At 56.3% G+C, this 23,395-nt stretch carries 23 protein-coding genes; 14 read left to right on the top strand and 9 right to left on the bottom strand.

From position 1 onward, the window contains the following. Positions 1-18: 18 nt before the first annotated feature. A complete protein-coding gene (locus ABXG94_RS14535; RefSeq protein WP_353535405.1) occupies positions 19-801 on the bottom strand; it encodes a 23S rRNA (adenine(2030)-N(6))-methyltransferase RlmJ in 783 nt (260 codons plus the stop codon). A 261-nt stretch (positions 802-1,062) separates the two neighbouring features. Here ABXG94_RS14535 and ABXG94_RS14530 point away from each other — a divergent pair, with 261 nt between their 5' ends. The 5 genes from ABXG94_RS14530 (at position 1,063) to rodA (ending at position 6,735) form a co-directional block, all read left to right on the top strand. Next, positions 1,063-2,103 (top strand): rod shape-determining protein, encoded by a 1,041-nt coding sequence (locus tag ABXG94_RS14530; RefSeq protein ID WP_353535404.1) that lies wholly within the window; start codon positions 1,063-1,065, stop codon positions 2,101-2,103. An 88-nt stretch (positions 2,104-2,191) separates the two neighbouring features. Further along, complete coding sequence (gene mreC / locus ABXG94_RS14525) at positions 2,192-3,124, top strand: rod shape-determining protein MreC (RefSeq protein ID WP_353535402.1); 933 nt, start codon at positions 2,192-2,194, stop codon at positions 3,122-3,124. Next, positions 3,117-3,656: a rod shape-determining protein MreD gene (locus tag ABXG94_RS14520; RefSeq protein WP_353535401.1), complete on the top strand. Its 540-nt coding sequence runs from the start codon at positions 3,117-3,119 to the stop codon at positions 3,654-3,656. The genes mreC and ABXG94_RS14520 overlap by 8 nt, the downstream gene beginning before the upstream one ends. Beyond that, the gene (mrdA, locus tag ABXG94_RS14515) at positions 3,653-5,599 is read left to right on the top strand and encodes a penicillin-binding protein 2 (RefSeq protein WP_353535399.1); all 1,947 of its coding nucleotides are present in this window, start codon (positions 3,653-3,655) and stop codon (positions 5,597-5,599) included. Before ABXG94_RS14520 ends, mrdA begins: the two co-directional genes overlap by 4 nt. Next, positions 5,596-6,735, top strand: a complete 1,140-nt coding sequence (rodA, locus tag ABXG94_RS14510) for a rod shape-determining protein RodA (RefSeq protein WP_353535396.1) — start codon at positions 5,596-5,598, stop codon at positions 6,733-6,735. The genes mrdA and rodA overlap by 4 nt, the downstream gene beginning before the upstream one ends. A 6-nt stretch (positions 6,736-6,741) precedes the next feature. Here the strand turns inward: rodA and ABXG94_RS14505 are convergent, their stop codons facing one another. After that, the gene (locus ABXG94_RS14505; RefSeq protein WP_353535393.1) at positions 6,742-7,575 is read right to left on the bottom strand and encodes a LysR family transcriptional regulator; all 834 of its coding nucleotides are present in this window, start codon (positions 7,573-7,575) and stop codon (positions 6,742-6,744) included. Positions 7,576-7,668: 93 nt separating this feature from the next. Here ABXG94_RS14505 and ABXG94_RS14500 point away from each other — a divergent pair, with 93 nt between their 5' ends. Both ABXG94_RS14500 and ABXG94_RS14495 read left to right on the top strand, forming a co-directional pair. After that, entirely contained in the window at positions 7,669-8,079 is a 411-nt protein-coding gene (locus ABXG94_RS14500) for a VOC family protein (RefSeq protein ID WP_353535391.1), read from the top strand. Next, positions 8,076-9,005: a 2-hydroxyacid dehydrogenase gene (locus ABXG94_RS14495; protein WP_353535389.1), complete on the top strand. Its 930-nt coding sequence runs from the start codon at positions 8,076-8,078 to the stop codon at positions 9,003-9,005. Before ABXG94_RS14500 ends, ABXG94_RS14495 begins: the two co-directional genes overlap by 4 nt. A 59-nt stretch (positions 9,006-9,064) precedes the next feature. Here ABXG94_RS14495 and ABXG94_RS14490 read toward each other — a convergent pair whose 3' ends face one another. Both ABXG94_RS14490 and ABXG94_RS14485 read right to left on the bottom strand, forming a co-directional pair. Next, on the bottom strand, positions 9,065-9,853 hold the full coding sequence (locus ABXG94_RS14490) for an SseB family protein (RefSeq protein WP_353535387.1): 789 nt from the start codon (positions 9,851-9,853) through the stop codon (positions 9,065-9,067). Further along, the gene (locus ABXG94_RS14485) at positions 9,850-10,428 is read right to left on the bottom strand and encodes a uracil-DNA glycosylase family protein (RefSeq protein WP_353535385.1); all 579 of its coding nucleotides are present in this window, start codon (positions 10,426-10,428) and stop codon (positions 9,850-9,852) included. Before ABXG94_RS14485 ends, ABXG94_RS14490 begins: the two co-directional genes overlap by 4 nt. A 141-nt stretch (positions 10,429-10,569) precedes the next feature. Here ABXG94_RS14485 and ABXG94_RS14480 point away from each other — a divergent pair, with 141 nt between their 5' ends. The 7 genes from ABXG94_RS14480 (at position 10,570) to ABXG94_RS14450 (ending at position 17,439) form a co-directional block, all read left to right on the top strand. After that, positions 10,570-11,085 carry an Rrf2 family transcriptional regulator gene (locus ABXG94_RS14480; RefSeq protein WP_353535382.1) on the top strand — a complete coding sequence of 172 codons (516 nt, stop codon included), beginning with the start codon at positions 10,570-10,572 and terminating at the stop codon, positions 11,083-11,085. 118 nt (positions 11,086-11,203) lie between these two features. Beyond that, positions 11,204-11,653, top strand: a complete 450-nt coding sequence (locus ABXG94_RS14475; RefSeq protein WP_353535380.1) for a hypothetical protein — start codon at positions 11,204-11,206, stop codon at positions 11,651-11,653. A gap of 221 nt (positions 11,654-11,874) precedes the next feature. Further along, entirely contained in the window at positions 11,875-12,213 is a 339-nt protein-coding gene (locus tag ABXG94_RS14470; RefSeq protein ID WP_353535378.1) for an ArsR/SmtB family transcription factor, read from the top strand. Then, on the top strand, positions 12,206-13,234 hold the full coding sequence (locus ABXG94_RS14465) for a permease (protein WP_353535375.1): 1,029 nt from the start codon (positions 12,206-12,208) through the stop codon (positions 13,232-13,234). The genes ABXG94_RS14470 and ABXG94_RS14465 overlap by 8 nt, the downstream gene beginning before the upstream one ends. Positions 13,235-13,439: 205 nt before the next feature. Then, the gene (locus tag ABXG94_RS14460) at positions 13,440-14,699 is read left to right on the top strand and encodes a Na+/H+ antiporter NhaA (RefSeq protein WP_353535372.1); all 1,260 of its coding nucleotides are present in this window, start codon (positions 13,440-13,442) and stop codon (positions 14,697-14,699) included. Between the two features lie 201 nt (positions 14,700-14,900). Continuing rightward, complete coding sequence (locus ABXG94_RS14455; protein WP_353535370.1) at positions 14,901-15,560, top strand: ABC transporter ATP-binding protein; 660 nt, start codon at positions 14,901-14,903, stop codon at positions 15,558-15,560. After that, positions 15,538-17,439 (top strand): KpsE/RkpR family capsule polysaccharide export protein, encoded by a 1,902-nt coding sequence (locus tag ABXG94_RS14450; protein ID WP_353535368.1) that lies wholly within the window; start codon positions 15,538-15,540, stop codon positions 17,437-17,439. The genes ABXG94_RS14455 and ABXG94_RS14450 overlap by 23 nt, the downstream gene beginning before the upstream one ends. Before the next feature lie 65 nt (positions 17,440-17,504). Here the strand turns inward: ABXG94_RS14450 and ABXG94_RS14445 are convergent, their stop codons facing one another. From ABXG94_RS14445 to ABXG94_RS14425, 5 genes are all read right to left on the bottom strand, one after another. Next, a complete protein-coding gene (locus ABXG94_RS14445) occupies positions 17,505-19,517 on the bottom strand; it encodes a M3 family metallopeptidase (RefSeq protein ID WP_353535366.1) in 2,013 nt (670 codons plus the stop codon). Between the two features lie 154 nt (positions 19,518-19,671). Beyond that, the gene (locus tag ABXG94_RS14440; RefSeq protein ID WP_502901713.1) at positions 19,672-20,703 is read right to left on the bottom strand and encodes a HesA/MoeB/ThiF family protein; all 1,032 of its coding nucleotides are present in this window, start codon (positions 20,701-20,703) and stop codon (positions 19,672-19,674) included. Further along, the gene (gene dut, locus ABXG94_RS14435) at positions 20,703-21,164 is read right to left on the bottom strand and encodes a dUTP diphosphatase (RefSeq protein WP_353535361.1); all 462 of its coding nucleotides are present in this window, start codon (positions 21,162-21,164) and stop codon (positions 20,703-20,705) included. Before dut ends, ABXG94_RS14440 begins: the two co-directional genes overlap by 1 nt. A 44-nt stretch (positions 21,165-21,208) precedes the next feature. Further along, positions 21,209-22,402, bottom strand: a complete 1,194-nt coding sequence (gene coaBC, locus ABXG94_RS14430; protein WP_353535360.1) for a bifunctional phosphopantothenoylcysteine decarboxylase/phosphopantothenate--cysteine ligase CoaBC — start codon at positions 22,400-22,402, stop codon at positions 21,209-21,211. A gap of 65 nt (positions 22,403-22,467) precedes the next feature. Further along, positions 22,468-23,343 carry an RNA polymerase factor sigma-32 gene (locus ABXG94_RS14425; protein WP_353535359.1) on the bottom strand — a complete coding sequence of 292 codons (876 nt, stop codon included), beginning with the start codon at positions 23,341-23,343 and terminating at the stop codon, positions 22,468-22,470. Positions 23,344-23,395 lie beyond the last annotated feature (52 nt).

Raw genomic sequence — 23,395 nt, 5'->3', positions numbered from 1 at the left:
AACGCCCCTAAAAAACGCCTACCCCAGCGCAGCAAACGCTTTTGACAGCCTTTGGGCCTCCGCCGCCAAGCCATAAGGCGCATTTATAATGAACATGCCGGACCCAACCATACGATGCCCCTCGCGAACGGGCGGGAATTCCACTTCATGGCGCAGGGTTTTAGGCAAATCCAGGCTCTCTAATTCCCAAACCATCTGCTCTTGGCTGCCATCTTTCAAAATCGGATACCACAACGCAATCACCCCGACATTCCACTTGCGATGCAACTTGGCAATAATGCCCGGTATACGCGTGTAATCGGTTTTGATTTCGTAACTTGGATCAATCAACATCAAACCGCGCCGCGGTGTCGGAGGGCATATCGCCTGAGCCATCTCAAAGCCGTCACGCCGATGGATCTTGGGCGCAAACATCGCCATTGCGTCTTCCAGCCCATCGCCCTCTTGCGGATGCAACTCAGCGAGGTGCATTTTATCCTGAGATCGCAACAGTTGCGCTGCCAACAAGGGTGAACCGCCATAGGCCGCGCTGCCAAAGCCGACGCGCACGGCTTGCAAGGCGCGCCGAAACGGGTGCTCTGCATCAAACCACTGTTCTGCAACACCAATTCCGGCCTCTGCCTCGCCGGTCTTCAACGCTTCTGGCGCATCCAATTGATACAAGCCGCGTCCCGCATGGGTTTCAATATAGCTTATAGGCTTGGGCTTCTGGCCCATATAATCCAACATCACGCACAGCAGCGCATGTTTTTGCACATCCGCCAAATTTCCGGCGTGATAAATATGCTGATAGCTAAGCATCGGTGCAATTCCAGTCCTAGTGATCGCCTCGACCTACCGCAGAATCGCGGACGACAACAGGTCCCATTTCACGCGCCACCCAGCATAATCTTGCTGCTCTGACGACCGCATTTTTAACCATTGCCCGAAACATGGCGGAATAACGCTGATTTCCAACCGCGCGGACTTCCACATGCCCCCACCCAGGCCTATAAGAGACCGGCCCAGACTCACCCAGAGTCGCGGGCTTATTTGAATCTTATTTCGGGGATCGGGGAATACATGCTGGGAAATCTGGGCGGGCTGTTCACGTCGGACATGGCGATCGACTTGGGCACAGCAAACACGCTGGTCTATGTCAAAGGCAAAGGCGTTGTGCTCTCCGAACCCTCTGTTGTCGCCTATCACATCAAAGACGGTGTGAAAAAGGTACTGGCCGTCGGCGAAGATGCGAAACTGATGTTGGGCCGCACCCCCGGCTCTATCGAGGCCATTCGCCCGATGCGCGAAGGGGTGATTGCTGACTTTGACACCGCCGAAGAAATGATCAAACATTTCATTCGCAAGGTGCATAAGCGCTCGACCTTTTCCAAACCCAAAATCATCGTCTGCGTACCACATGGGGCCACCCCGGTTGAAAAACGTGCGATCCGTCAGTCTGTGTTGTCCGCTGGGGCCCGCCGCGCCGGTCTGATTGCTGAACCTATCGCTGCCGCTATTGGCGCAGGCATGCCCATCACCGATCCTACCGGCAACATGGTTGTTGATATCGGCGGCGGCACAACCGAAGTTGCGGTTCTGTCCCTTGGTGACATCGTATATGCGCGCTCTGTGCGTGTTGGTGGGGACCGCATGGACGAGGCGATCATTTCTTACCTGCGTCGTCAGCAAAACCTGCTGGTCGGGGAATCCACCGCTGAACGCATCAAAACATCCATCGGCACCGCCCGCATGCCAGACGATGGCCGCGGCGCTTCGATGCAGATTCGGGGACGCGACCTGCTAAATGGCGTGCCAAAAGAAACCGAAATTTCACAGGCCCAGGTGGCCGAGGCACTGACAGAGCCAGTGCAGCAAATTTGCGAAGCTGTGATGACCGCGCTGGAGGCAACCCCACCAGATCTGGCTGCCGACATTGTGGACCGTGGCGTTATGCTCACCGGTGGCGGTGCTCTGCTAGGGGATCTTGACCTTGCCTTGCGCGAACAGACCGGCCTTGCGGTGTCCATCGCTGATGAAAGCTTGAACTGCGTGGCCCTCGGCACCGGCAAAGCCTTGGAATACGAAAAACAGCTGCGCCACGCGATCGACTACGAAAGCTGATCAGCCCATCGATCGGTTTTTCGAAAAACTTGGCAAGCCCCGGCCTGCCACCATATTCTATACAAACCTGTTCTGAACCAGAGGATTCATGGCCCGAGACAGAGCACAAGGCGAAGATTATGTCGCCCCACTCAAGCGGCTCTTGATTGGGATCCTTGTGGCGTGCCTGCTGGCAATCTTTCTGGTTTGGCGCATCGACAGCCCGCGTGTTGAACGTTTCCGCGCCATGGTCACTGACCGTTTTGTGCCCTCCTTTGAATGGGTTATGGCACCTGTCACCGGCACGATCAATCTGTTGCGCGATGTGCAAAGCTATCAGCGAGTTGTGGACCAAAACAAAGAACTGCGCCGCGAACTCCAGCAGATGAAAGCCTGGAAAGAAGCCGCGCTACAGCTTGAACAGGAAAACGCCCGCCTGTTGGACCTCAACAATGTGCGGCTTGATCCGCGACTCACCTTTGTGACCGGCGTGGTCTTGGCGGACAGCGGCTCGCCGTTTCGCCAATCGGTGCTGCTGAATATTGGTGCCCGCGATGGCATCATTGATGGCTGGGCCGCGATGGACGGCATCGGGCTGGTCGGCCGCATTTCGGGAGTGGGTCAAACCACAAGCCGCGTTATCTTGCTGTCTGACAGCTCATCGCGCATTCCCGCCACGATCCAGCCCTCTGGGCAAACCGCCTTGATTGTCGGGGACAACACCATCGCGCCCCATATCGATTTTCTGGAAAACAAAGACCAAATCCGCCCCGGCGACCGCATTGAATCCTCTGGGGATGGCGGCGTCTTCCCGTCCGGATTGCTGATTGGTCACGTGGCCTCTGATCCCGGTGGCCGCCTGCGTGTGCGCCTGTCAGCAGACTACGAACGTCTTGAATTCCTGCGGGTTTTGCGCGACCACGGTCAGGAAAAAATCACAGCGCCAGGGGAATTGATTGCCCCGGATACGCTTTTGCAAAGCAACATCGCACCAGAGGATCCATCGCTGTCACCCTCAGAAAACGAGGGTGGTGATGGCTGATAATGCCGAAACACGCCTCTGGATCATGCGCATCGCCTTTGCCGCCATGTGCTTGACCATCATGTATTGGCAATTGTTGCCGCTGGAAACCATTCCAAAACGCTGGACGGGGCCTGATCTTCTGATCACCCTGTGTTGTGTCTGGGTGCTGCGCCGCCCCACCTATGTGCCCGTCCTGCTGATTGCAGCGGCCTTTTTGCTGGCCGATTTCCTGTTTCAACGCCCGCCCGGCCTGATGGCCGCCGTTGTGGTGCTGGTCACGGAAAACCTGCGCCGTCGCTCTCAAACCATGCTTGATATGCCTTTCAGCGTTGAATGGCTGACCGCCGCCAGCGCCATGACGGCAATTGTGCTTGGCAATCGCATTCTATCTGCGGTGTTTTTTGTGGATCAAACCTCGCTAGGTCTCTCGCTGATCCAAGTCATCATGAGCGTCCTCGCCTACCCGCTCGTTGCGCTGTTTTGCTATGCCTTTCTGCGCCTGCGCAAAACCACGCCACGCGAACGGGACGGATTGGCAGGCCGCATATGAGACGCACCCCAGCGGACACAGCCGCTAGCCAAAATAAACTGACCCGGCGCGGCTTGCTTTTGGGTGGGGCCCAACTGGCCTTTATGGGCGGGCTTGGCCTGCGTATGCGCTACCTGCAGGTCGACCAAGCCGATGAGTTCCGCTTGCTCGCCGAAGAAAACCGCATCAACATTCGCCTGATCCCCCCGGCGCGTGGCGAAATCTTTGACCGAAACGGCGTGATCATCGCTGCCAACGAACCGTCATATCGCATCACCATGGTGCGCGAAGATGCGGGCAATGTGACCGAAGTCATCGCCCGTCTGTCGACCCTGATCGAACTTGATGACGGTGCACTCAACCGCGCCATGACTGAAATGGAGCGTTCCCCGCCCTTTCTGCCGGTCACCATCGCCGAGCGTATCAGCTGGGAAGAAATGTCCCGCGTTGCCGTCAACGCCCCCGCCCTGCCCGGCGTCACCCCCGAGGTCGGCCTGTCACGCAAATACCCGTTGGGCACCGAATTTGCCCATGTGATCGGCTATGTCGGCCCGGTCTCTGATTATGATCTGTCCAAGATCGAAGATCCGGATCAATTGCTCCTGATCCCGCGCTTTCAAATTGGCAAGGTTGGCATCGAGGCCAAACGCGAAACCAACCTGCGCGGCAAAGCTGGCACCAAACAGGTCGAAGTCAACGCCGTTGGGCGTGTCATGCGCGAGCTTGACCGCCGCGAAGGCCAAGCCGGTGACGATTTGCAACTGACCATCGACCAAAAGCTGCAAAGCTATGTTCAAGCCCGCCTTGGCGAGGAAAGCGCAGCCGCGGTTGTCATGGATTGTAAGTCCGGTGATATCCTTGCGATCAACTCGGCGCCCAGTTTTGATCCAAACCTCTTTGTGCGCGGCATCTCCGTGGCGGACTACGGCCTCTTGACCGAAAATAGCCACCGCCCACTGGCGACAAAATCCGTTCAAGGCACCTATCCGCCCGGCTCCACATTCAAAATGGTGGTCGCGCTGGCCGCCCTCGAAGCGGGCATCATCAATTCAGAAAGCACCTATTGGTGCCCCGGCCACCTGACAGTTTCAAACCGGCGCTTCCATTGCTGGAAGCGTGGCGGCCACGGGCACATGAATCTGGAAACTGCCATCCGCGAGAGCTGCGATGTGTTCTTTTATGAATGCGCACTCGAAGTGGGCATCGAAAACATCACCAATATGGCCAATCGTCTGGGCCTGGGTGTGAAACACGGCATCCCCATGTCAGCGGTGGCCTCTGGCCTGACCCCCACAAAAGCCTGGAAACAGCGCAACCGCGACAGCCCATGGGTGATTGGGGACACCGTAAACTCGTCGATTGGACAAGGCTTTGTGCTGGCGTCACCTTTGCAACTTGCGGTGATGACCGCCCGTCTGGCCTCGGGCAAGGCCTTGGAGCCGCGACTGGTAAAGTCGGTCAACGGCATCGACCAATCCGCCCCCCCCGATGAAATCCCCAAGCTGGATGTGAACGCCAATCACCTGCGCATCGTACGCAAAGCCATGTATGCGGTGTCAAACAACCGCAAAGGCACGGCCTATAGCCAGCGCATCATTGCAGACGATTTCCGACTTGCGGGCAAAACCGGCACCAGCCAGGTGCGCAACATCACCGCCGCCGAGCGCCGCGCTGGTGTCATCCGCAACGAAGACCTGCCCTGGGAGCGCCGCGACCACGGCCTGTTTGTGAATTTCGCCCCCTATGACGATCCCCAAATCGCGGTGGCCGTGATCATCGAACATGGCGGCGGGTCCTCTGCGGCCACCCCCGTCGCCCGCGACATCACATTACAAGCGCTTTACGGCGGTGATCCACCGCTTGACGCCTATCCACGCAAGGACCGTGCCCGCATCAAAGCGCAACAAGAAAGGCTGCGCCGCGAATTCCCGCAATTGCGTAGCACGGGACGAGATCGCGCATGAGCTATCTAGAACATTCCGTCAAAACCGTCCCAACTGGCCTGCGTAAGGTGCTGCACCTGAATTGGCCCTTGGTTTTGCTTTTGGCCTCGGTGGCGGGCATCGGATTCCTGATGCTCTATTCTGTGGCGGGCGGCGACTTTGCCCCTTGGGCCTCTGCGCAAATGAAACGGTTTGTCATGGGGCTTGGGCTGATGTTCGCCATCGCCATGGTGCCAATCTGGTTCTGGCGCAACGTCTCAGGCGTGCTCTATGCCGGGTCATTGATCCTGTTGGTTCTTGTCGAATTCATGGGGTCTGTGCAAATGGGAGCCCAGCGCTGGATTGACCTTGGCTTTATGCGGCTGCAGCCCTCAGAGCTGATGAAAATCACCCTGGTGATGTTTCTGGCCGCCTATTACGATTGGTTGCCCGCGCAAAAGACCTCAAAACCGCTGTGGATTATCCTGCCGATTTTTATCATTCTGGTGCCCACCTATCTTGTGCTGCGCCAGCCCGACCTTGGGACTTCGCTGCTCTTGCTGATGGGCGGGGCGATTGTCATGTTCATGGCCGGGCTACACTGGGGCTATTTCGCCGCAGTTTTTGCGCTTGGCATCGGTGTGGTCACTGCAGTCTTCCAATCGCGCGGCGCGTCTTGGCAACTCTTAAAAGACTATCAATATCGCCGCATCGATACGTTTTTGGACCCAGCTTCTGATCCTCTGGGCGCGGGCTACCACATCACCCAATCCAAAATCGCTTTAGGGTCTGGAGGCTGGACCGGACGAGGCTTCATGCAAGGCACCCAAAGCCGGTTAAATTTTCTGCCAGAAAAACACACCGACTTTATTTTCACCACTTTGGCCGAAGAATTTGGCTTTATTGGTGCCGTGTCCTTACTCGGGCTCTACGCCCTGATCATCCTGTTCTGCATCAGCTCAGCCATTGCCAACAAAGACCGCTTTTCTGCCCTGATGACCATGGGGATTGCCGGTACTTTCTTTCTGTTCTTCTCGGTTAATATGTCGATGGTCATGGGCATGGCCCCGGTGGTCGGCGTGCCCCTGCCCTTGGTCAGCTACGGCGGTTCTGCCATGTTGGTCCTCATGGTGGCCTTTGGCATGATCCAAAGCGCCCATGTACACCGCCCAAGGTAACCTCGCCTAGTCCTTCAACCCTAATGCCGCCCGCATAATGGCCTGCACCGGGCGATCCCGATCCTTGCGCCAAGTCAGCAATCCAACCTCTCGACTGGCCGACAATGGTGTAAAAACCAGATCGTCAGCCTGTGGCTTCATCCCAGCCCACATTGGCAAAACCGCTCGCCCCAAACCATCACGCACCAATTGCGTGATGGTTTCAACCGCATCCATTTCGCAGATGATTTCAGGCGCAGCATAAGCCGCCTTCAACGCCCGCCAACATTTGGCACCACCCCAAGTCTCGCGAATATAGGCAATGAACGGCGCATCAAGCGCCAAGTCCGGTCGCGCAAAAACCCCAATCTTTTGCTCGCACATTCTCAGAAATTGCATCGTTTTGGGCAGTTCAAAGGGCGGCTTCACCATCAAGGCTGCATCCAGTTCCCCCCGTTCAAACCGCGCGAACAGTTCCTGCGACGAGCCAGGCAACAAGCTCAGCTCAATCTCTGGTGCCTCGGCCCGCAATCGATGCACCAATGGCACGCCATTCACACCCAACATGGTCGAAATGGCCCCGACGCGCAAAGCACCTTGCAGCTGATCTTGTACCAACGTTGCATCCAGCCCGGCGCGCAATTGCAGCAGCCTGCGCAGGTCCGGCAAGATCAACAGACAGTCTGGCGTCGCCGTCATCGTCCGCCCATCCCGCAACAACAAGGCCACCTTTAACTCCGCCTCAAGCGCAAGAATACGTTGCGACACCGCAGCGGGCGTCACATTCAATCGCCGCGCCGCACCTGCAACAGACCCAAGATCCACCGCCCAGATCAGGCTTTCTATAAATCTCAAATCCATAGTTTTTCTTATGTCTGAAACCACAATAACAAGCTAGCCTATTTATTGTCCCCGCTGTTATCCTTGCCACAGTAGCAAAGGACCTTTGAACATATGAGCATTTTTCACCTCGCCTATCATGTTGATGACCTAGGTGCCGCGCGGCAGTTTTATGGTACCCTGCTGGGGTGTCCCCAAGGCCGCAGCACCGACACATGGGTGGATTACAATTTCTTTGGCCACCAAATTTCACTGCACCTTGGCGCGCCTTTTGCCAGCACAAACACCGGACAGGTCGGTGCTCACAGCGTGCCCATGCCACATCTGGGTGTCATTCTGCCGATGGCAGACTGGCAAGCGTTGGCCGACCATCTGCGCCAAAGCGCGCTTGTGTTCGAGCTAGAGCCACAAATCCGCTTTCAGGGACAAGCCGGCGAGCAGGCCACGATGTTCTTTCGCGACCCGGCTGGCAATGCTATCGAAATCAAAGGATTTGCCAATATGTCAGAGGTCTTCGCCAAATGATCAACGTGTTGTTTGCCGCCGGTACTGAAAACTGGACAGACTACCAATCCCCGCTCATTCAGGCTTTTCAAGCCGCAGATCTCGACGTCGATCTCAGCCTATCCCATGCCCCGCAACAAACCGACTATATCATCTACGCCCCCAGCAGCGACCTGCAGGATTTCGCACCCTATCAGAATTGCAAAGCCGTGCTCAGTCTCTGGGCGGGGGTAGAGAAAATTGTCAGCAACCAAAGCCTGACCATGCCGCTCTGCCGCATGGTGGATCCGGGGCTCACCCAAGGCATGGTGGAATGGGTCACCGGGCATTGCCTGCGCTACCACCTAAATATCGACGCATCCCTCGCCACGCCAAACGGCATTTGGCAACCCAAAGTGCCGCCGCTAGCCCAAGAACGCCACATAACAATTCTCGGCCTCGGCCAGCTCGGCCAAGCCTGCGCCATTGCGCTCTCACAGCTGGGCTTTCAAGTCACCGGTTGGTCACGCAGCCCAAAAACGCTGGCAAATGTCACTTGCACCCATGGCCAAGACGGGTTGCAACAGGCGCTCAGCACAGCCGAAATCCTGATCCTGTTGCTGCCCAACACGCCCGCCACCGACAACACGCTCAACGCAAAAACCCTTGCGCAATTGCCCCAAAGCGCACGCATCATTAACCCGGGCCGTGGCAGTCTGATAGAGGACGCCGCCCTCTTAGACGCGCTCAACAGCGATCACATTGCCCACGCCACATTGGATGTTTTTCGCCAAGAACCGCTGCCCGCAACTGATCCCTATTGGGCACATCCAAAGGTTACGGTCACACCGCATATTGCCGCTGACACTCGTGCCAGCACCGCAAGCCAAGTGATTGCAGAAAACATCCGCAGAGGCCAAGCCCAGCAACCGCTGCTGCACCTGGTTGACCGCAGCTCTGGCTATTAACCGCGCCGCGCCTTCATCTTTCTAAAAATACTCCCGCCGGAGGCGGTCAACACCGCGCACTAACGCAGTTTTGGCGGTTTTTGCGGATCGCTTCCAGGCGCAATCGGCACGTGCTCTACCGCCACCTCTGGTTCTGGCAAATCAAATCGCAAGCCAACCCGCGCCAATTGCGCGGCCACTGGATCAGAGCTGTCAAAAAAGCCCACGTCAAGCGCGCCTGCGTCAATGCCACTAAATGTCAGCGCCTCTGAAACCGCCTTGGCCAAGGCCCCCTGTGCCTCTGGCACCGCGCCGACAAAACCCAACATATGAGACCGCACACCGTTCTCATAGGTGGTGCCCACCAAATAGGCCCAGCGCGCCAGACCCACTGCGGTCGACAATTTCGCATCCAGCGATGTGATCAGCACCTCGGGCAATCCCGCTGGCGCACTAAAGGCGTCGACCCGCGTTTCCACTTCGTCCGGCGCATTGTCTAATGTGTCAACCAGCCAGCCCAGCGCCTCTGCCGGGATCAAAATCGACGACGGTGCCACGTCCAGATTGACCCCCAACCCGATGCCCGAAGGGGCCAGCATCTGTGCAACCATACGGCCTGACAACGCCACATAGGGGGCCGCCTTGCCAACAAATTCCGACAGGCGCTCCTCGGTATCAAACACCAGCACAAAGGACTGATCCTGCACCTCAAATACCTCAGGCGAAATACTCTCGCCCTCCACCTCTTTGGTCAGCAATAAAAACAGCTCTGCATCCGCCAGCCGTTCATAAAACCGCAAGCGTGCCGCATCGTCACCCTGCGCGCCCTGCATCGCCGCATGGGCTGTGTCCAAAGGGGTATCTGTCATCTTAAAGCCTCCGTGACTGCCCCCCGCAATGCAGGCAACAGCGCCGCTTCAAACCAAGGGTTTTTCTTGATCCACCCAGTATTGCGCCACGACGGATGAGGCAAGGGAAAGACACGCGGCGCATGATCGCGCCACTGCATCACGGTTTCGGTTACAGAGCCGGATTTCAAATGCCATTTCTGCGCATGGCCCCCCACCAATAGCGTCAGCCTGACATCGCGTAGCTGCGCCATCACCCGCGCCCGCCAACTGCGGGCACAGATCGGCGGTGGCGGCAAATCAGACCCTTGGGCATTATAACCGGGAAAGCAAAACGCCATCGGCACAATCGCTAGGCGGGATTTGTCATAAAACACATCCTCGCCCACCCCCATCCAGGCGCGCAACCGATCCCCTGACGGGTCGGTAAAAGGCTTGCCACTGTCATGCACCCGCGCCCCAGGTGCCTGCCCGGCAATCAAAATCCGCGCACTTGGCTGAAACCAAACCACGGGCCGTGGCCCATGCCCCGAATGCGTCGCCGCAAAGCGATCTGCACAATGGCGACAAGATTGAATGTCACGCTCTAAAGTCATCTCGCAACTTCGCCAATCTACTGTCAAAGAACAAGACCCAGAAAACCTGCTTCAAAAGCGGCTAAGCTGCGATTACAACTATTCTCTTGCGCTGGGTCTACGACCGTCCAGAGCAACAATTGGCTTTCTCTGCATTCGTTTATGGTTAATAGAACGGAAGCACTGGCAAATATCGCACCCTTGCCGCTACTGTTGTTAAACAGCATTCTTGAGGTCGTCGTGAACAGCCAACTAACAATAGCAGCACATATTCTTGCTGTCCTAGCACACCACAAAGACGATGGAGCAGTCACCTCCGAGGTGCTTGCCCAAGGATTTGGCACCAACCCTGTTGTTATCCGGCGTGTTCTGTCACGGCTAAAAAAGGCTGGTCTAATTTCGGGTCGTGCAGGCGCTGGTGGTGGCAGCGTCCTATCAAAATCGCCAGAAAAAATCACTTTACGCGACGCCTACGAGGCCATTTCGGACGAGGCAAGCCCAGTTCTTGTGCGCCACCGTGGACACTGTGATGACGGCGCGGAAATCGGGCCTGTTATTGCCGATTACTTGAACGAACTGTCGCGGGATGCTGAACTGGCAATGCTCAGAAGTCTCGAGGCCGTCAATGTGAATGATCTCACAAAAGAGATTGGTAAACGCCTAAAGCCCACCACCTAAAAACGCCCAAAAAGCACTGACAGAAACGCTCTGTTGCTATTGGTAACTCCCTATGTTACCGATCAAGAAAGTTATCAGTAACAACAGCTGTTACTGAATTAAATTCGGAGTAAAGAAGATGAGTTCGGCCAGCAAAGCTTTCAAAGAAATGAACCGCGCAGAGCGCGGGATCTTCATCGGGACGCTCATTTGGATCCTCCTTCAATTATCTCGTTTCATTGCAGTGGTTCTCATAAATGACATCAACGATGGCTTGGCATCCGAAGCATGGCGCTATCCCGCATATCTTGATTTGTTCGCCGCAGTGCTAGCTTTTCCGTTGATCTGGGCTGTCTGGGCGCGCCGCGAGCTACTCACTTGGGCGGCTCTGGTCATTTATTGGACGATCTCGATCGTGGACCATATCGGGAATTTCGTCACAACCACTTTCGTTGGCCCCCCGACCATCGCCGAAGGAATGGAAAACCCCTACCTCGTTCCGGCAATTCAGACTGCGCTGGATGTTGTCTTCCTTGCGGTGTTGTTCATCCCACTTGGTCGCGACTTGTTCTTTCAACCGCAAAACTAACCAGCCAAAAAAACCAAATCACCGAATGCTGCTGCGCGCGCCATGTGCCATTGGCGGCCAGCTCATGTGCCGCGCAGCCTATGCCCTGTTGATCACAAGTCTGACCGAGACTCTATCGCTAGGTCGCAAATATCCCGGCTTTCACTCAACAGCCCCCATTCATTTCGAATTCTATCGAAATAAAACTTGCGCGACTCGTTTATTTCTATAATTCTAGAAATATGAAACATACAGACCCCCAAGATCTCTCCCTCGAAGTCGCCGCCTCGACCTTTGCCGCCCTTGGGTCCGAACAACGTTTGGCTGTGTTGCGCGTTCTGGTGCGCGCGGGGGCCGAAGGGCTTTCGATTGGCGCCTTGGGCAAACGCGCCAAGGTGACAGGCTCAACCCTGACCCATCATATGAAAATTCTGACCCAGGCCGGGCTGGTTACCCAAGAAAAACAAGGCCGCAGCATCATTTGTGCTGCCGTTGCTTTTGACGAGGTGCGCGCCCTCTCGGAATTTTTGCTGCAAGAATGCTGCGCAGATGCGCTCAATCAGGATCATGATCATGGCTGACATCCCCCATTCTCACGCAAAACCGCTGTTGAAACGCATCGACAATGCTTGGTTGGCATTGATCCTATTGCTGCTCGGCCTCGCCCTGTTTGACCGGGCGCAGTTCTTCCCCACCCTCAGCTTTGCGTTTGGGGCGCTTGGCGACACAGCCCCCTTTATCGCCTTTGCGGTGCTGGCAATTGGCTACCTCAAAGCCACCGGTGCCGAAAACATCCTCGCCAAGGCCTTTGTGGGCCGCGAAAGCCGCATGATCATATTTGCAGCCATGCTGGGCGGCCTCGCTCCGTTTTGTTCCTGCGAAGTCATTCCCTTTATCGCGGCGCTTTTGGCCGCGGGCACACCTTTATCCGCCGTGATGGCCTTTTGGCTGGCCTCGCCCCTGATGGATCCGGCGATGTTTTCGGTGACCGCGGGCCAGCTTGGCTTTGACTTTGCCATCGCCAAAACGCTTGCGGCCGTGGGCCTGGGGGCCTTTGGCGGCTTTGCCACCATGGCCTTTGCCAAAACGGTGGTCTTTGCGGACCCATTGCGGGAAAAACCGCAGGTTGGCGGATGCTGCGGCACCCAAGCCCCGTTCTCTGCCAAACCGGTCTGGACCTTCTGGATCGACGCCACCCGTCGTCAGGTCTTCAAAGAAACCACGCTTGAAAATGCGCTGTTTTTGTTCAAATGGCTGGCCCTCGCCTATGTGATCGAGGCCCTGATGATCCACTACATCCCCGCCGAATGGATTGCGACCTTCTTGGGCGGCGACGGCATGGTGCCAATCTTGCTGGGCGCATTGGTGGGGGCACCGGCCTATTTGAACGGTTTTGCCGCTGTGCCACTGGTGGATGCGCTTTTGCAACAGGGCATGGCCAATGGGGCCGCCATGAGTTTCATGCTGGCAGGCGGCGTCAGCTGCATTCCTGCTGCCATCGCAGTCTGGGCTCTGGTAAAGCCACGAATTTTTGTCGCCTATCTTGGGTTTGCACTGGTTGGCAGCTTTGTTGCAGGTCTCATTTGGCAAGCCGTCGCCTAGGCCGACGATTCTTTGGTTGGGCTGAGACCACTATAATTTGTGCGCCCACAGCATGCGGCCTACCAATGTTTTGGTAGGGCTCCGCAGTTTCAGTCTCAAAACCGAAATATCTCGCGTTACAATTTCCCCAAATCCCCACCGGATTCCGTTGCCCAGCTGCAAGACTTGGGATATTCCGGTTCAAACAAAAACGTGGGGAGAAACAATGTACCGTGTCTGGAATTTCTTAACGAATTATTCATTACTGTTGATTATCGGGGCGGTAACAGCATTGTTTTGGGCCAATACCAACCCAGAAACATATCATCATTTCGTTGAATTTGTGATCTGGGAAGATGCGCCAATTGGCCATATGCACCACGGTCACCGCACTTTAACCCTGCATTATTTAGTGAATGACTTACTGATGGCGCTGTTCTTTGCGATGGCGGCCAAAGAAGTCTGGGAAGCTGTGGTCCTCAAAGAAGGCTCGCTGCGCGGCAAAAAAGCCGCCACGCCACTATTTGCCACCGCAGGCGGCATGTTTGGCCCCATCGGTGTATATTTGGGCCTGGCCTTTTTCATGGGGTCTGACACCTATAGTGCCGTTGCAAACGGTTGGGCGATCCCAACCGCAACAGACATCGCCTTCAGCTATCTGGTCGGCCGCATTGTCTTTGGTGCAGGTCACCCCGCCGTGCGTTTCCTATTGCTCTTGGCGATTGCCGACGACGCTGCGGGCCTGATTATCCTGGCAATCTTCTACCCATCTGGTGAACTCGCGCCAGAATGGCTGCTGATTTCCCTCGCCGCCGCGATCCTGGTGTTTGTGATCTTCAACTGGTTGCCGCGCAGAATGGACAAAGGCAACGAAAACCGCCCCAACTCCACTTGGGTGCGCAAGAACTTGCATTTTGTGCCCTATGCGGTTGCCGGTGCAATCAGCTGGTATGGCTTTATGCGCTCAGGTTTGCACCCGGCTCTGGGTCTCTTGCCCATCGTGCCCGCCATTCCACACGCAGATCGCGCCTTTGGCTTCTTCTCCGAAGCTGAAAGCCACCTGCATGATTTGCTCAACGTGATCGAACACGCGTTAAAGCACCCGGTCGAGGTAATCCTGTTCTTCTTTGGCCTGCTCAATGCCGGCGTAGAATTCAGCTCTATCGGCGACGCCACCTGGCTGGTTCTCGCGGGTCTGTTGATTGGTAAACCGCTTGGTATTCTGGCCTTTGGCTGGTTTGCCGCTGTGCCGCTTAAACTGGGCATTCCCCAGGGCATGCGCATCATCGATCTGGTGGTCATTGGCTGTGTCGCGGCCATCGGCTTTACCGTCTCGCTGTTTGTCGCTTCTGTGGCCTTCGCTCCTGGCGATGTCCAAGACGCTGCCAAAATGGGGGCCCTGTTCAGCTTTGCCGCTGCCATTGTCTCGATTGTTGTCGGCAAACTGACACGCGTGCAAAAAGCCGAACTGGCACCAGCCGAGTAGGCCCAAGGCTTAAAAAGCTCAAAAACTCTGGAAACCGGTGCCTCTGCGCCGGTTTCTTGCCTTTATTTTGCCTAATTCCCCAGACATATATTGTCAGAACGGGGGCAATACAGACATAATACGAACAAGATCCCATGACGGGACATTAATCATTCTCTGCTAACAGAGAAGACTTAGGCAGAGCAGCGCCGGAGCAGATCAATGCTCGAATTTGAAAATGTCAGCAAGTCCTTTTGGACGGGCACGCAGCGCAAGGTGATCCTTGATCGCGTTTCTTTTCGCGTGGAAGTTGGCAATTCTTTGGGCATCCTCGCCCCCAATGGCAGTGGTAAAACCACGCTGGTCAATATGATGGCCGGGCTTGAAAAGCCTGACGAAGGCGAAATTCGCCGCGAATGCCGGGTCTCCTTCCCTCTGGGCTTTATGGGCGGGGTCGTCAACAAACACACCGCCGTGGAAAACAGCCGCTATATCGCCCGGCTTTACGGCCTTGATCCTGACTACGTCGAGGCGTTCTGCCGCTGGCTTTGTGGCCTTGATGAATATTTTGACCAGCCGCTGGGCACCTATTCGTCCGGCATGCGCGCCCGGTTTACCTTCTCGCTTATGCTGGCGCTTGATTTTGACATCTATCTTGTGGACGAAGGCATGCCCTCCTCGACGGATGTTGAATTCAACCGCAAGGCCGGCGAAGTTCTGCGCGAACGTCTGCGCACCACAACAATGATTATCGTGTCACACCAGCCTAAAACCCTGGAAAAATTTGCCCGTTCTGCCGCCGTTTTAGTGAATGGGCAACTTCACATGTTCGACACCTTGGAAGAGGCAAAGCAACTCTATGACTACCAAACCCAAGGCTAAGAAATTTCGCATAAAACGCAGCGCGCCACCCGCCGCCGCTGTTAGCGCACCCGCGCCTGCTTCAAACCTAGCCGAAGATCTCAGCCCAGCGCCAGAAACCGTATTGCCGCCCAAGCAAGATCCTCAACCGGAAGCGCCGCAATCCGCGCCAGAGCCGGAAATGCCACAAGTGGCCGCTGTGTCTGATCCCGTGCCAGCCGCAGCCGGATCTGACCGTGCCGCCCGCCGTCAGGCCCGCCTCAGTCGTTCAGCCGAACGCCGCGCCAAACTGACCTCGGTCAGCGACGCCCCCGACAATGACCCCATGCCCACCTCTACCGAGGAAGACATGGGCGGTTTGGCCGCCGCAATGGAAGCGCCCGGCGACACGCCAGCGGCACCCGCGCCTGCCGCCAAACCCCGCTCGACCACGGCGCCGCCGTCTTCAATCCCGCCACCTGCGCCTGCGGCCGCCGTGCCGCCAGAACAGGAAATCGCCCAGATCCGCCAAGAGGGGCTGACTGGCCGTCAATTGCGCATGGCCCGCCGTCTGGCACAAAAGCACGGGATGGCCGCCACCTCTGATTACGACGCAGTGCGCCTGCTGCGCTCCCAAGGCCTAGATCCGTTCCGCCGTGCCAATATGCTGGACATGGCCGCGCCCGACGCGCCGGTTGCCGCCAGCAACGTACAATTGCCACAGACCCAACCTGTGGGCACACCAAATCTGCCTTCGATGGAAACCGCTTCGCCCACCGAACGCCGCGTGCGTGAAATCGGCGACATCCAAAAAGACATCGCCCGTCGGCGCCGCCGCAAAAGCTTCTTGATGATCTCGCGTTTGGCGGCCTTTGTCATGCTGCCAACGATTTTGGCCGGGTGGTATTACTACAATATCGCCACCCCGATGTACGCCACCAAATCCGAATTCCTGATCATCCAATCTGAATCCACCGGTGCGGGTGCGGGCCTGTTTTCTGGCACCCCGCTGGAAGGCAACAAGGATTCAATTTCGACCCAATCCTATCTGCAATCCAAGACCGCGATGCTACGTCTGGAAGAAGACGTTGGCTTTAAATCGGTGTTTGCGGACCCATCCATTGATCCGCTTCAACGGCTGGAAGAGAACCCAACCAACGAAGAAGCCTATAAAATCTACCAAAAATACGTCAAAATTGGCTATGATCCCACCGAGGGCGTCATCCGCATGGAGGTCTCTGCCCCCGATCCAGAGGTCTCAGCCGAGTTCTCGCGGGCGCTGATCGCCTATGCAGAAGAAACCGTGGATGGCCAATCTCAGCGCAAACGCGAAGACCAAGTGAAAGATTCCCGTCGCAGTCTGGACGAGGCAAAAGCCGACCGTCGTGCGGCGCAATTGGCGCTGGTGAAACTGCAGGAAAACTCGGTGCTTGACCCCGAAGGCCTGATTGCCAGCCTGCGCCAGCAAATCAGCACCTATGAAATCGAACTGCAAGAAAAGCAATTGTTCCTGACCGCCCTACTGGACAACCCGCGCCCCAACCAGGCCCGCGTTGACGGAGCCAAAGGTGATATCCGCCGCCTGCAAGACGTGCTGACAGCCCTGCGCGAACGTATGGGGGCCGCCCGCGAAGGCGAAAACTCTTTGGCCAGCCAAACCTCGGCCATTCAAATTGCCCAAGCCGATCTGGCCACCGCAGATCTGATCATGCAATCGGCTTTGCAAACCCTAAAACAAACCGAGCTCGAAGCCAGCCGTCAGGTGCGTTACCTCACCACATCCGTGGCCCCGGTCGTGTCCCAAGACCCCAGCTATCCTCGCAGCTTTGAAAATACGGTTCTCGCCCTGCTGATCTTTTCAGGCATTTACCTGATGATCTCACTCACGGCCTCGATCCTACGCGAACAAGTCTCGGGCTAGCCCTCCGAACCATAGTCACCGAGACTAGTAAAGGGGCGCGTCAAGCGCCCCTTGCCAATTTCATTCTACGCCGCCAAACCGCGCCCCTTTAACAGGGCCTCGACTCCCGGCAATCGACCACGGAAGCGTTTGTAAAGCTGATCGGCTTCAACCGAGCCACCCGTGGACAGAATATGCTCTTCCAAAGCCTTGGCCCGTTCCGCATCAAACGCCCCGCCCGCCTCTTCAAAGGCCGCAAAGGCATCTGCATCCATCACCTCTGACCACATATAGCTGTAATAGCCGCTGGAATATCCGTCGCCCGCAAACACATGCGCAAAATGCGGCGTTGCATGGCGCATGGTAATCGCCTTGGGCATGCCCAGCGCTTCTAACACTTCGGCCTGACACGCCATCGGGTCCGCCGGGGCCGCGCCATCATGAAACGCCAAATCCACCAAGGCCGAGGCCACATATTCCACGGTGCCAAATCCCATGTCGAAATTCGCCGCGTTCAGCACCCGCTCCAACATCTCTTGCGGCATCGCCTCACCGGTCTCAGCATGTGTGGCAAATCTCTGCAACACCTCTGGCACATCCAGCCAATGTTCATACAGCTGGCTTGGCAGCTCGACAAAATCGCGCGCCACCGACGTGCCCGAAATGCTTTCATAGGTCACGTTGCTTAACATCTGATGCAGCGCATGACCAAACTCATGAAACAAAGTGCGCGCATCGTCATAAGACAGCAGCGCCGGGTCAGATTTCGCAAAGTTGCACACGTTGATCACCACAGGGGCCTGCACCTTTGGGTATTTGGCCTGCGCCCGCATCGCCGAGCACCACGCGCCCGATCGTTTTGAACCACGTGCAAAATAGTCGCCGATGAACACCGCCACATGTGCGCCGTTCCGCGTGACCTCCCAGGCGCGGCAATCTTCGTGATACAGCGGCACATCCAGGGGCTTAAATTCCAGCCCAAACAGCCGGTTGGCACAGTCAAACGACGCCTCGATCATGCGATCAAGCTGCAAATAGGGCTTCAGAATGGCCTCGTCCAAATCATGCTCTGCCTTGCGGCGTTGCTCTGCATAATAGCGCCAATCCCAGGCCTCAAGGTCGCCGTTCACCCCATCGTCATGCATCATCTGCGTCAACACATCAGCGTCCGCATTCGCCTGCGCCTTGGCCGGTTCCCAAACTGACATCAGCAGATCGCGCACCGCCTCTGGCGTCTTGGCCATCTCGGTTTCCAACTTATAGGCCGCAAAGTTAGCATAGCCCAAAAGCTGCGCCCGCTCTTGCCGCAACGCCAGGATCTCGGCGGCAATCCCCCGGTTATCTGTCTCGCCCCCATTCGCCCCCCGCGCCGCCCAAGCCGCAAAGGCGGTCTCGCGCAAATCGCGGCGTGGTGAAAATTGCAAGAACGGCGTGATCAAAGACCGCGACAAGGTCACCACCGGCCCATCTTTGCCTTTCTCCGCCCCCGCCGCCCGGGCCGAGGCCACGACAAACTCTGGCAGGCCCTCCAGATCATCTTCTGCCAGTTCCATGAACCAATCGCGTTCATCGGCCAGCAGGTTTTGCGTAAACTCGGTGCCCAAAACCGCCAATCGCGATTTGATCGCCTTCATCCGCACATCCGCATCCCCTTCGAGTGCCGCGCCCCCCCGCACAAAGCCCCGGTGGGTCAACATCAACACCCGCTGCTGTTCATCTGTCAGCGCCAATCTATCCCGCGCCTCCCAAACAGCCGCAACCCGGCCAAACAACACTTTGTTAGATGAAATCTCTGCACTATGGGCGGCCAAAGCCGGCGAAAAATCCCGCATCAACGCATCGCGCGCCGGATTACTATCTGCACCCGCAACCGTATAAAAAACCGACAACACCCTATCCAGGTCATCCCCTGCCGCCTCCAGCGCCTCGACCGTATTGGCAAACGTCGGGGCCTCGGCATTTTCGGCAATCGCCGCGATCTCTGATTTATGCGTCTCTAAGGCCTTGGCAAAAGCAGGTGCAAAATCATCATCAGACACCGCATCAAAAGGTGCCAGTTCAAACGGGGTTGTCCATGCAGACAAAAGCGGGTTGCTCATCGGATTCTCCTTTGCCATGACCCTAGGCTTTCGCAAAGAATCCGCAACGCAAGATTAGATGCAGCTCTGCGAAACATTTTGGACGCGCGAATCGTACGTTTCAGCGCCTCAAACGTACAAATTGTACAAATAACCAAACATTAAGACCCCGGCCTTAACCGCCGCAAACCGGGCAACTCTCGCGCCGTTTCAGGCTGAACTTGCGGCTTTCGCCATACAGGGCGTCATAAATCAACATCTGCCCACGCAGGCTTTCTCCGGCCCCGGTCAAAACCTTGATGGCTTCGACCGCCATCATCGATCCAACCACCCCGGGCAAAGGCCCGATCACCCCGGCCTCTGCACAATTTGGTGCCAGATCTGCGGCGGGCGCTTCTGGAAAAACACATTGATAACAAGGTGCGTTTTGGGCTGGATCAAACACGCTAAGCTGGCCTTCCCACTGGGTCAAAGCCCCTGAAATCAAAGGTTTTTTCATGCGAACACAACTTTGATTGACCAGATATCTGGTGGCGAAGTTATCAGTGCCATCCAACACAATGTCATAATCTGAAATCAGCGCGTCGGCGGCATCTTCAGTTAGGCGACGCTCATAGGGCTGCACCACAACAGCCGGGTTTTGCGCCCGCATTACCGCCGCCGCCGAGTGCACCTTCGGGGTGCCAATGGCATCATCCGTATGGATCACCTGCCGCTGCAGGTTCGAGTTTTCAACCTGATCATCGTCAACCACCCCAATTGTGCCCACGCCCGCCGCGGCCAGATACAGCAAAGCCGGCGATCCCAACCCACCAGCACCGACGACCAACACTTTGGAATCTTTCAATTTTTTCTGCCCGACACCGCCAACTTCGCGCAACACAATATGGCGCGCATACCGGTTTAATTCAGTCTCTGAAAACACCCCAACTTGCGGTTTTGCCTCAGGGGTTTTGACACGGTTTTTTAAGCTCCGTATCCCAAACACATAGGCCACAAGGATGGCAACCAAGCCTCCGAACACCCCCCAGCCCCGCAGGCTGCCGCCAATAAACACACGTAATTCATGCCCCTCCGGAAAGGCAAAATGCACCCCCAGAACCGCAACATATAGAATAATAAGCATGATATACCGCTGTATCTTGGGGGTCTTAAACAAGATTCCCAACCCCCAAATCACTAAGGCAGCGAAAAAAACGGCAAACATCACGCCACCCCGGTTGACCCGAAACCACCGCTGCCACGGTCTGTTTCACTCAGATTATCATCCAAAACAAACTGCCCCTGCACCACAGGAGCCACCACAATCTGCGCAATCCGCATCCCATGCGTGACCTGAAACGCCATGTCCCCAGAATTCAAAACAATCACCCCCAATGGACCACGGTAGTCACTGTCGATCGTGCCGGGACTATTTGGCAAAGTGATGCCATGCTTTAACGCCATCCCTGATCTTGGTCGCACCTGAACTTCAAAACCCAAGGGGATTTCAAGCCGCAAGCCGGTGGGGATCAGCGCGCGCGCGCCTGGCTGCAACACCAGCCCATCCCTTTGATCTAAAGGGAAATTTGCACGAATGTCTGCGCCTGCGGCCCCCGCAGTCTCATAGGAGGGAAGCGCGATTTCACGGTCTGCATTTTCCAACCAACTCAGCTTAATAGCGACCACGCCAACCTCTTCATCTTTCTAAAAATACTCTCGCCAAAGGCGTCCTAGTCAAGCGCCTGTGCAATGCGGTCAGCCAATTGCCGCGCCACATCGTCTTTGCTCATTTTAGGCCAATGCTCTGCACCATCATCAGAAATCAACACCACCGTATTGTCGCGCCCGCCCATGATACCGGTTTCGGGACTCACGTCATTGGCAACAATCCAATCACATTTTTTGCGTTGGCGCTTGGCCGTGGCATTGTCGATCACGTCATTGGTTTCAGCTGCAAACCCAACAACCAGCTTGGGTCGTCCGTGCTCCAGCTGTGACACATAAGCCAAAATATCCGGGTTCTCTGCAAAATTCAGGCTGGGCAAGGCTCCTGGTTTTTTCTTTATTTTACTGTCACTTGCCCCATCAATCCGCCAGTCTGCAACCGCAGCTGCAAAGACGGCGGCATCCGCAGGAAGCGCTTTCTCTACAGTGTCCATCATCTGTTGCGCGGTCTGGACCTCGACAATATGCACGCCTTCTGGCCGCGGCTCATCAGCTGGCCCGGTGACAAAAACCACATCTGCCCCAAGCAGAGACAACGCACGTGCAATAGCCGTGCCCTGCGCCCCAGACGAGCGATTGGCAATATAGCGCACCGGATCAATAGGTTCGTGGGTTGGTCCAGAGGTTACAATAACCCGCCGTCCGATCAACGGCCCCTCCGCAAGTTGCGCCTCGATGGCGGTGACGATTTCTGCGGGTTCGGACATGCGTCCAAGCCCAAACTCGCCACAGGCCATGTCCCCTTCGTTAGGGCCAACAAACGCCACCCCATCAGCTTTCAAAGTTGCAATGTTGCGTTGCGTTGCCGGGTTTTCCCACATGCGCACATTCATCGCCGGAGCCACCAGTACCTGCGTATCAGTCGCCAACAAAAGGGTTGATGCCAGATCATTTGCTAAGCCAAGCGCCATTTTGGCCATCAGGTTGCCAGTTGCAGGCGCAACCACTATCAAATCTGCAGATCTGGACAATTGGATATGGCCCATTTCAGCCTCGTCCGTCAGGTCAAACAGATCCTGAAAAACACGTTCTTCAGCCAGCGCAGACACAGACAAAGGCGTCACAAATTCTTCTGCCGACTTGGTCAAAACCGGGGTCACCCAGGCTCCGCGTTTGCGCAACTGGCGTATCAATTCCAGCGATTTATACGCCGCAATGCCACCGCTTATGATCAGAAGAATGCGTTTGTCTTCCAGCATTTGGTCTCTCCGAAGCCAATCTTAACGAGACACTAGGCACTTGCGCTGCTGGACACAAGATGGGCTCAGAACATGAATTGCCGCATGTCCGCCCCGGTTTGCTCTAACGAATGGCGCATCTTGGCAAGGGCAGCGACCTCAAGTTGTCGGACCCGTTCTTTAGAAATACCCAGATCCGCGCCCAGTTTTTCCAAGGTTCGCGCCTTTTCGCCGAGCTTGCGTTGTCGCACAATCATCTTTTCGCGATCCGATAACACGTCCAAAGCCTCGACCAGCTTGCCGCGCAGAAAGCGCCGATCACGGTCGCGATCGGCTCCCTCGGCACCTATCGCAGCATCGTCTTCCAACACATCTATCCATTCGCGACCATCTTCGTCACCACCCTGTACTGCATTCAACGAATAGTCGCCGCCCTGCAATCGGCCTTGCATCATTTCAACATCAGACACCGAAACGCCGATTTCCATGGCCACACGCTGAGACAACTGAAAACGGTCCAACGACTGGTTTTCACTACGTGCTTCGCGTTCAAGCTGCGCCTGAACCCGTTTCAAATTGAAGAACAAGCTCTTCTGAGAAGAGGTCGAACCGGTGCGCACCAATGACCAACTGCGCATGACGTGATCTTGCACGCTCGCCTTGATCCACCAAACGGCATAGGTAGAAAACCGTACGCCTCGGTCCGGGTCAAATTTTTCCGCCGCTTTCATCAACCCGACGCCCGCTTCTTGGATCAGATCATTCATCGGCACGCCATAGCGCCTAAACCGGGTCGCCATCGAAATCGCCAAGCGCATATAGGCGTTCACAAGTCGGTGTAGAGCGGCTTCGTCGCGATCGTCACGCCAAGCGCGCGCCAAAGCTTGTTCAGTTTCCACATCTAGCATTTCGGCTTTCATCGCCGAACGTGTTACCAAATTATTCGAATAACCCTGCTGCAAAACGCCCCCTCCTTGCGTGCTATGATACAATTGAATACGCAGGCACCGGGTG

Source organism: Cognatishimia sp. WU-CL00825 (genome assembly GCF_040364665.1).
GTDB lineage: Bacteria > Pseudomonadota > Alphaproteobacteria > Rhodobacterales > Rhodobacteraceae > Cognatishimia.
Note: the sequence above shows the minus strand (reverse complement) of the source record. Positions and strands in the feature narration are given on the sequence as shown.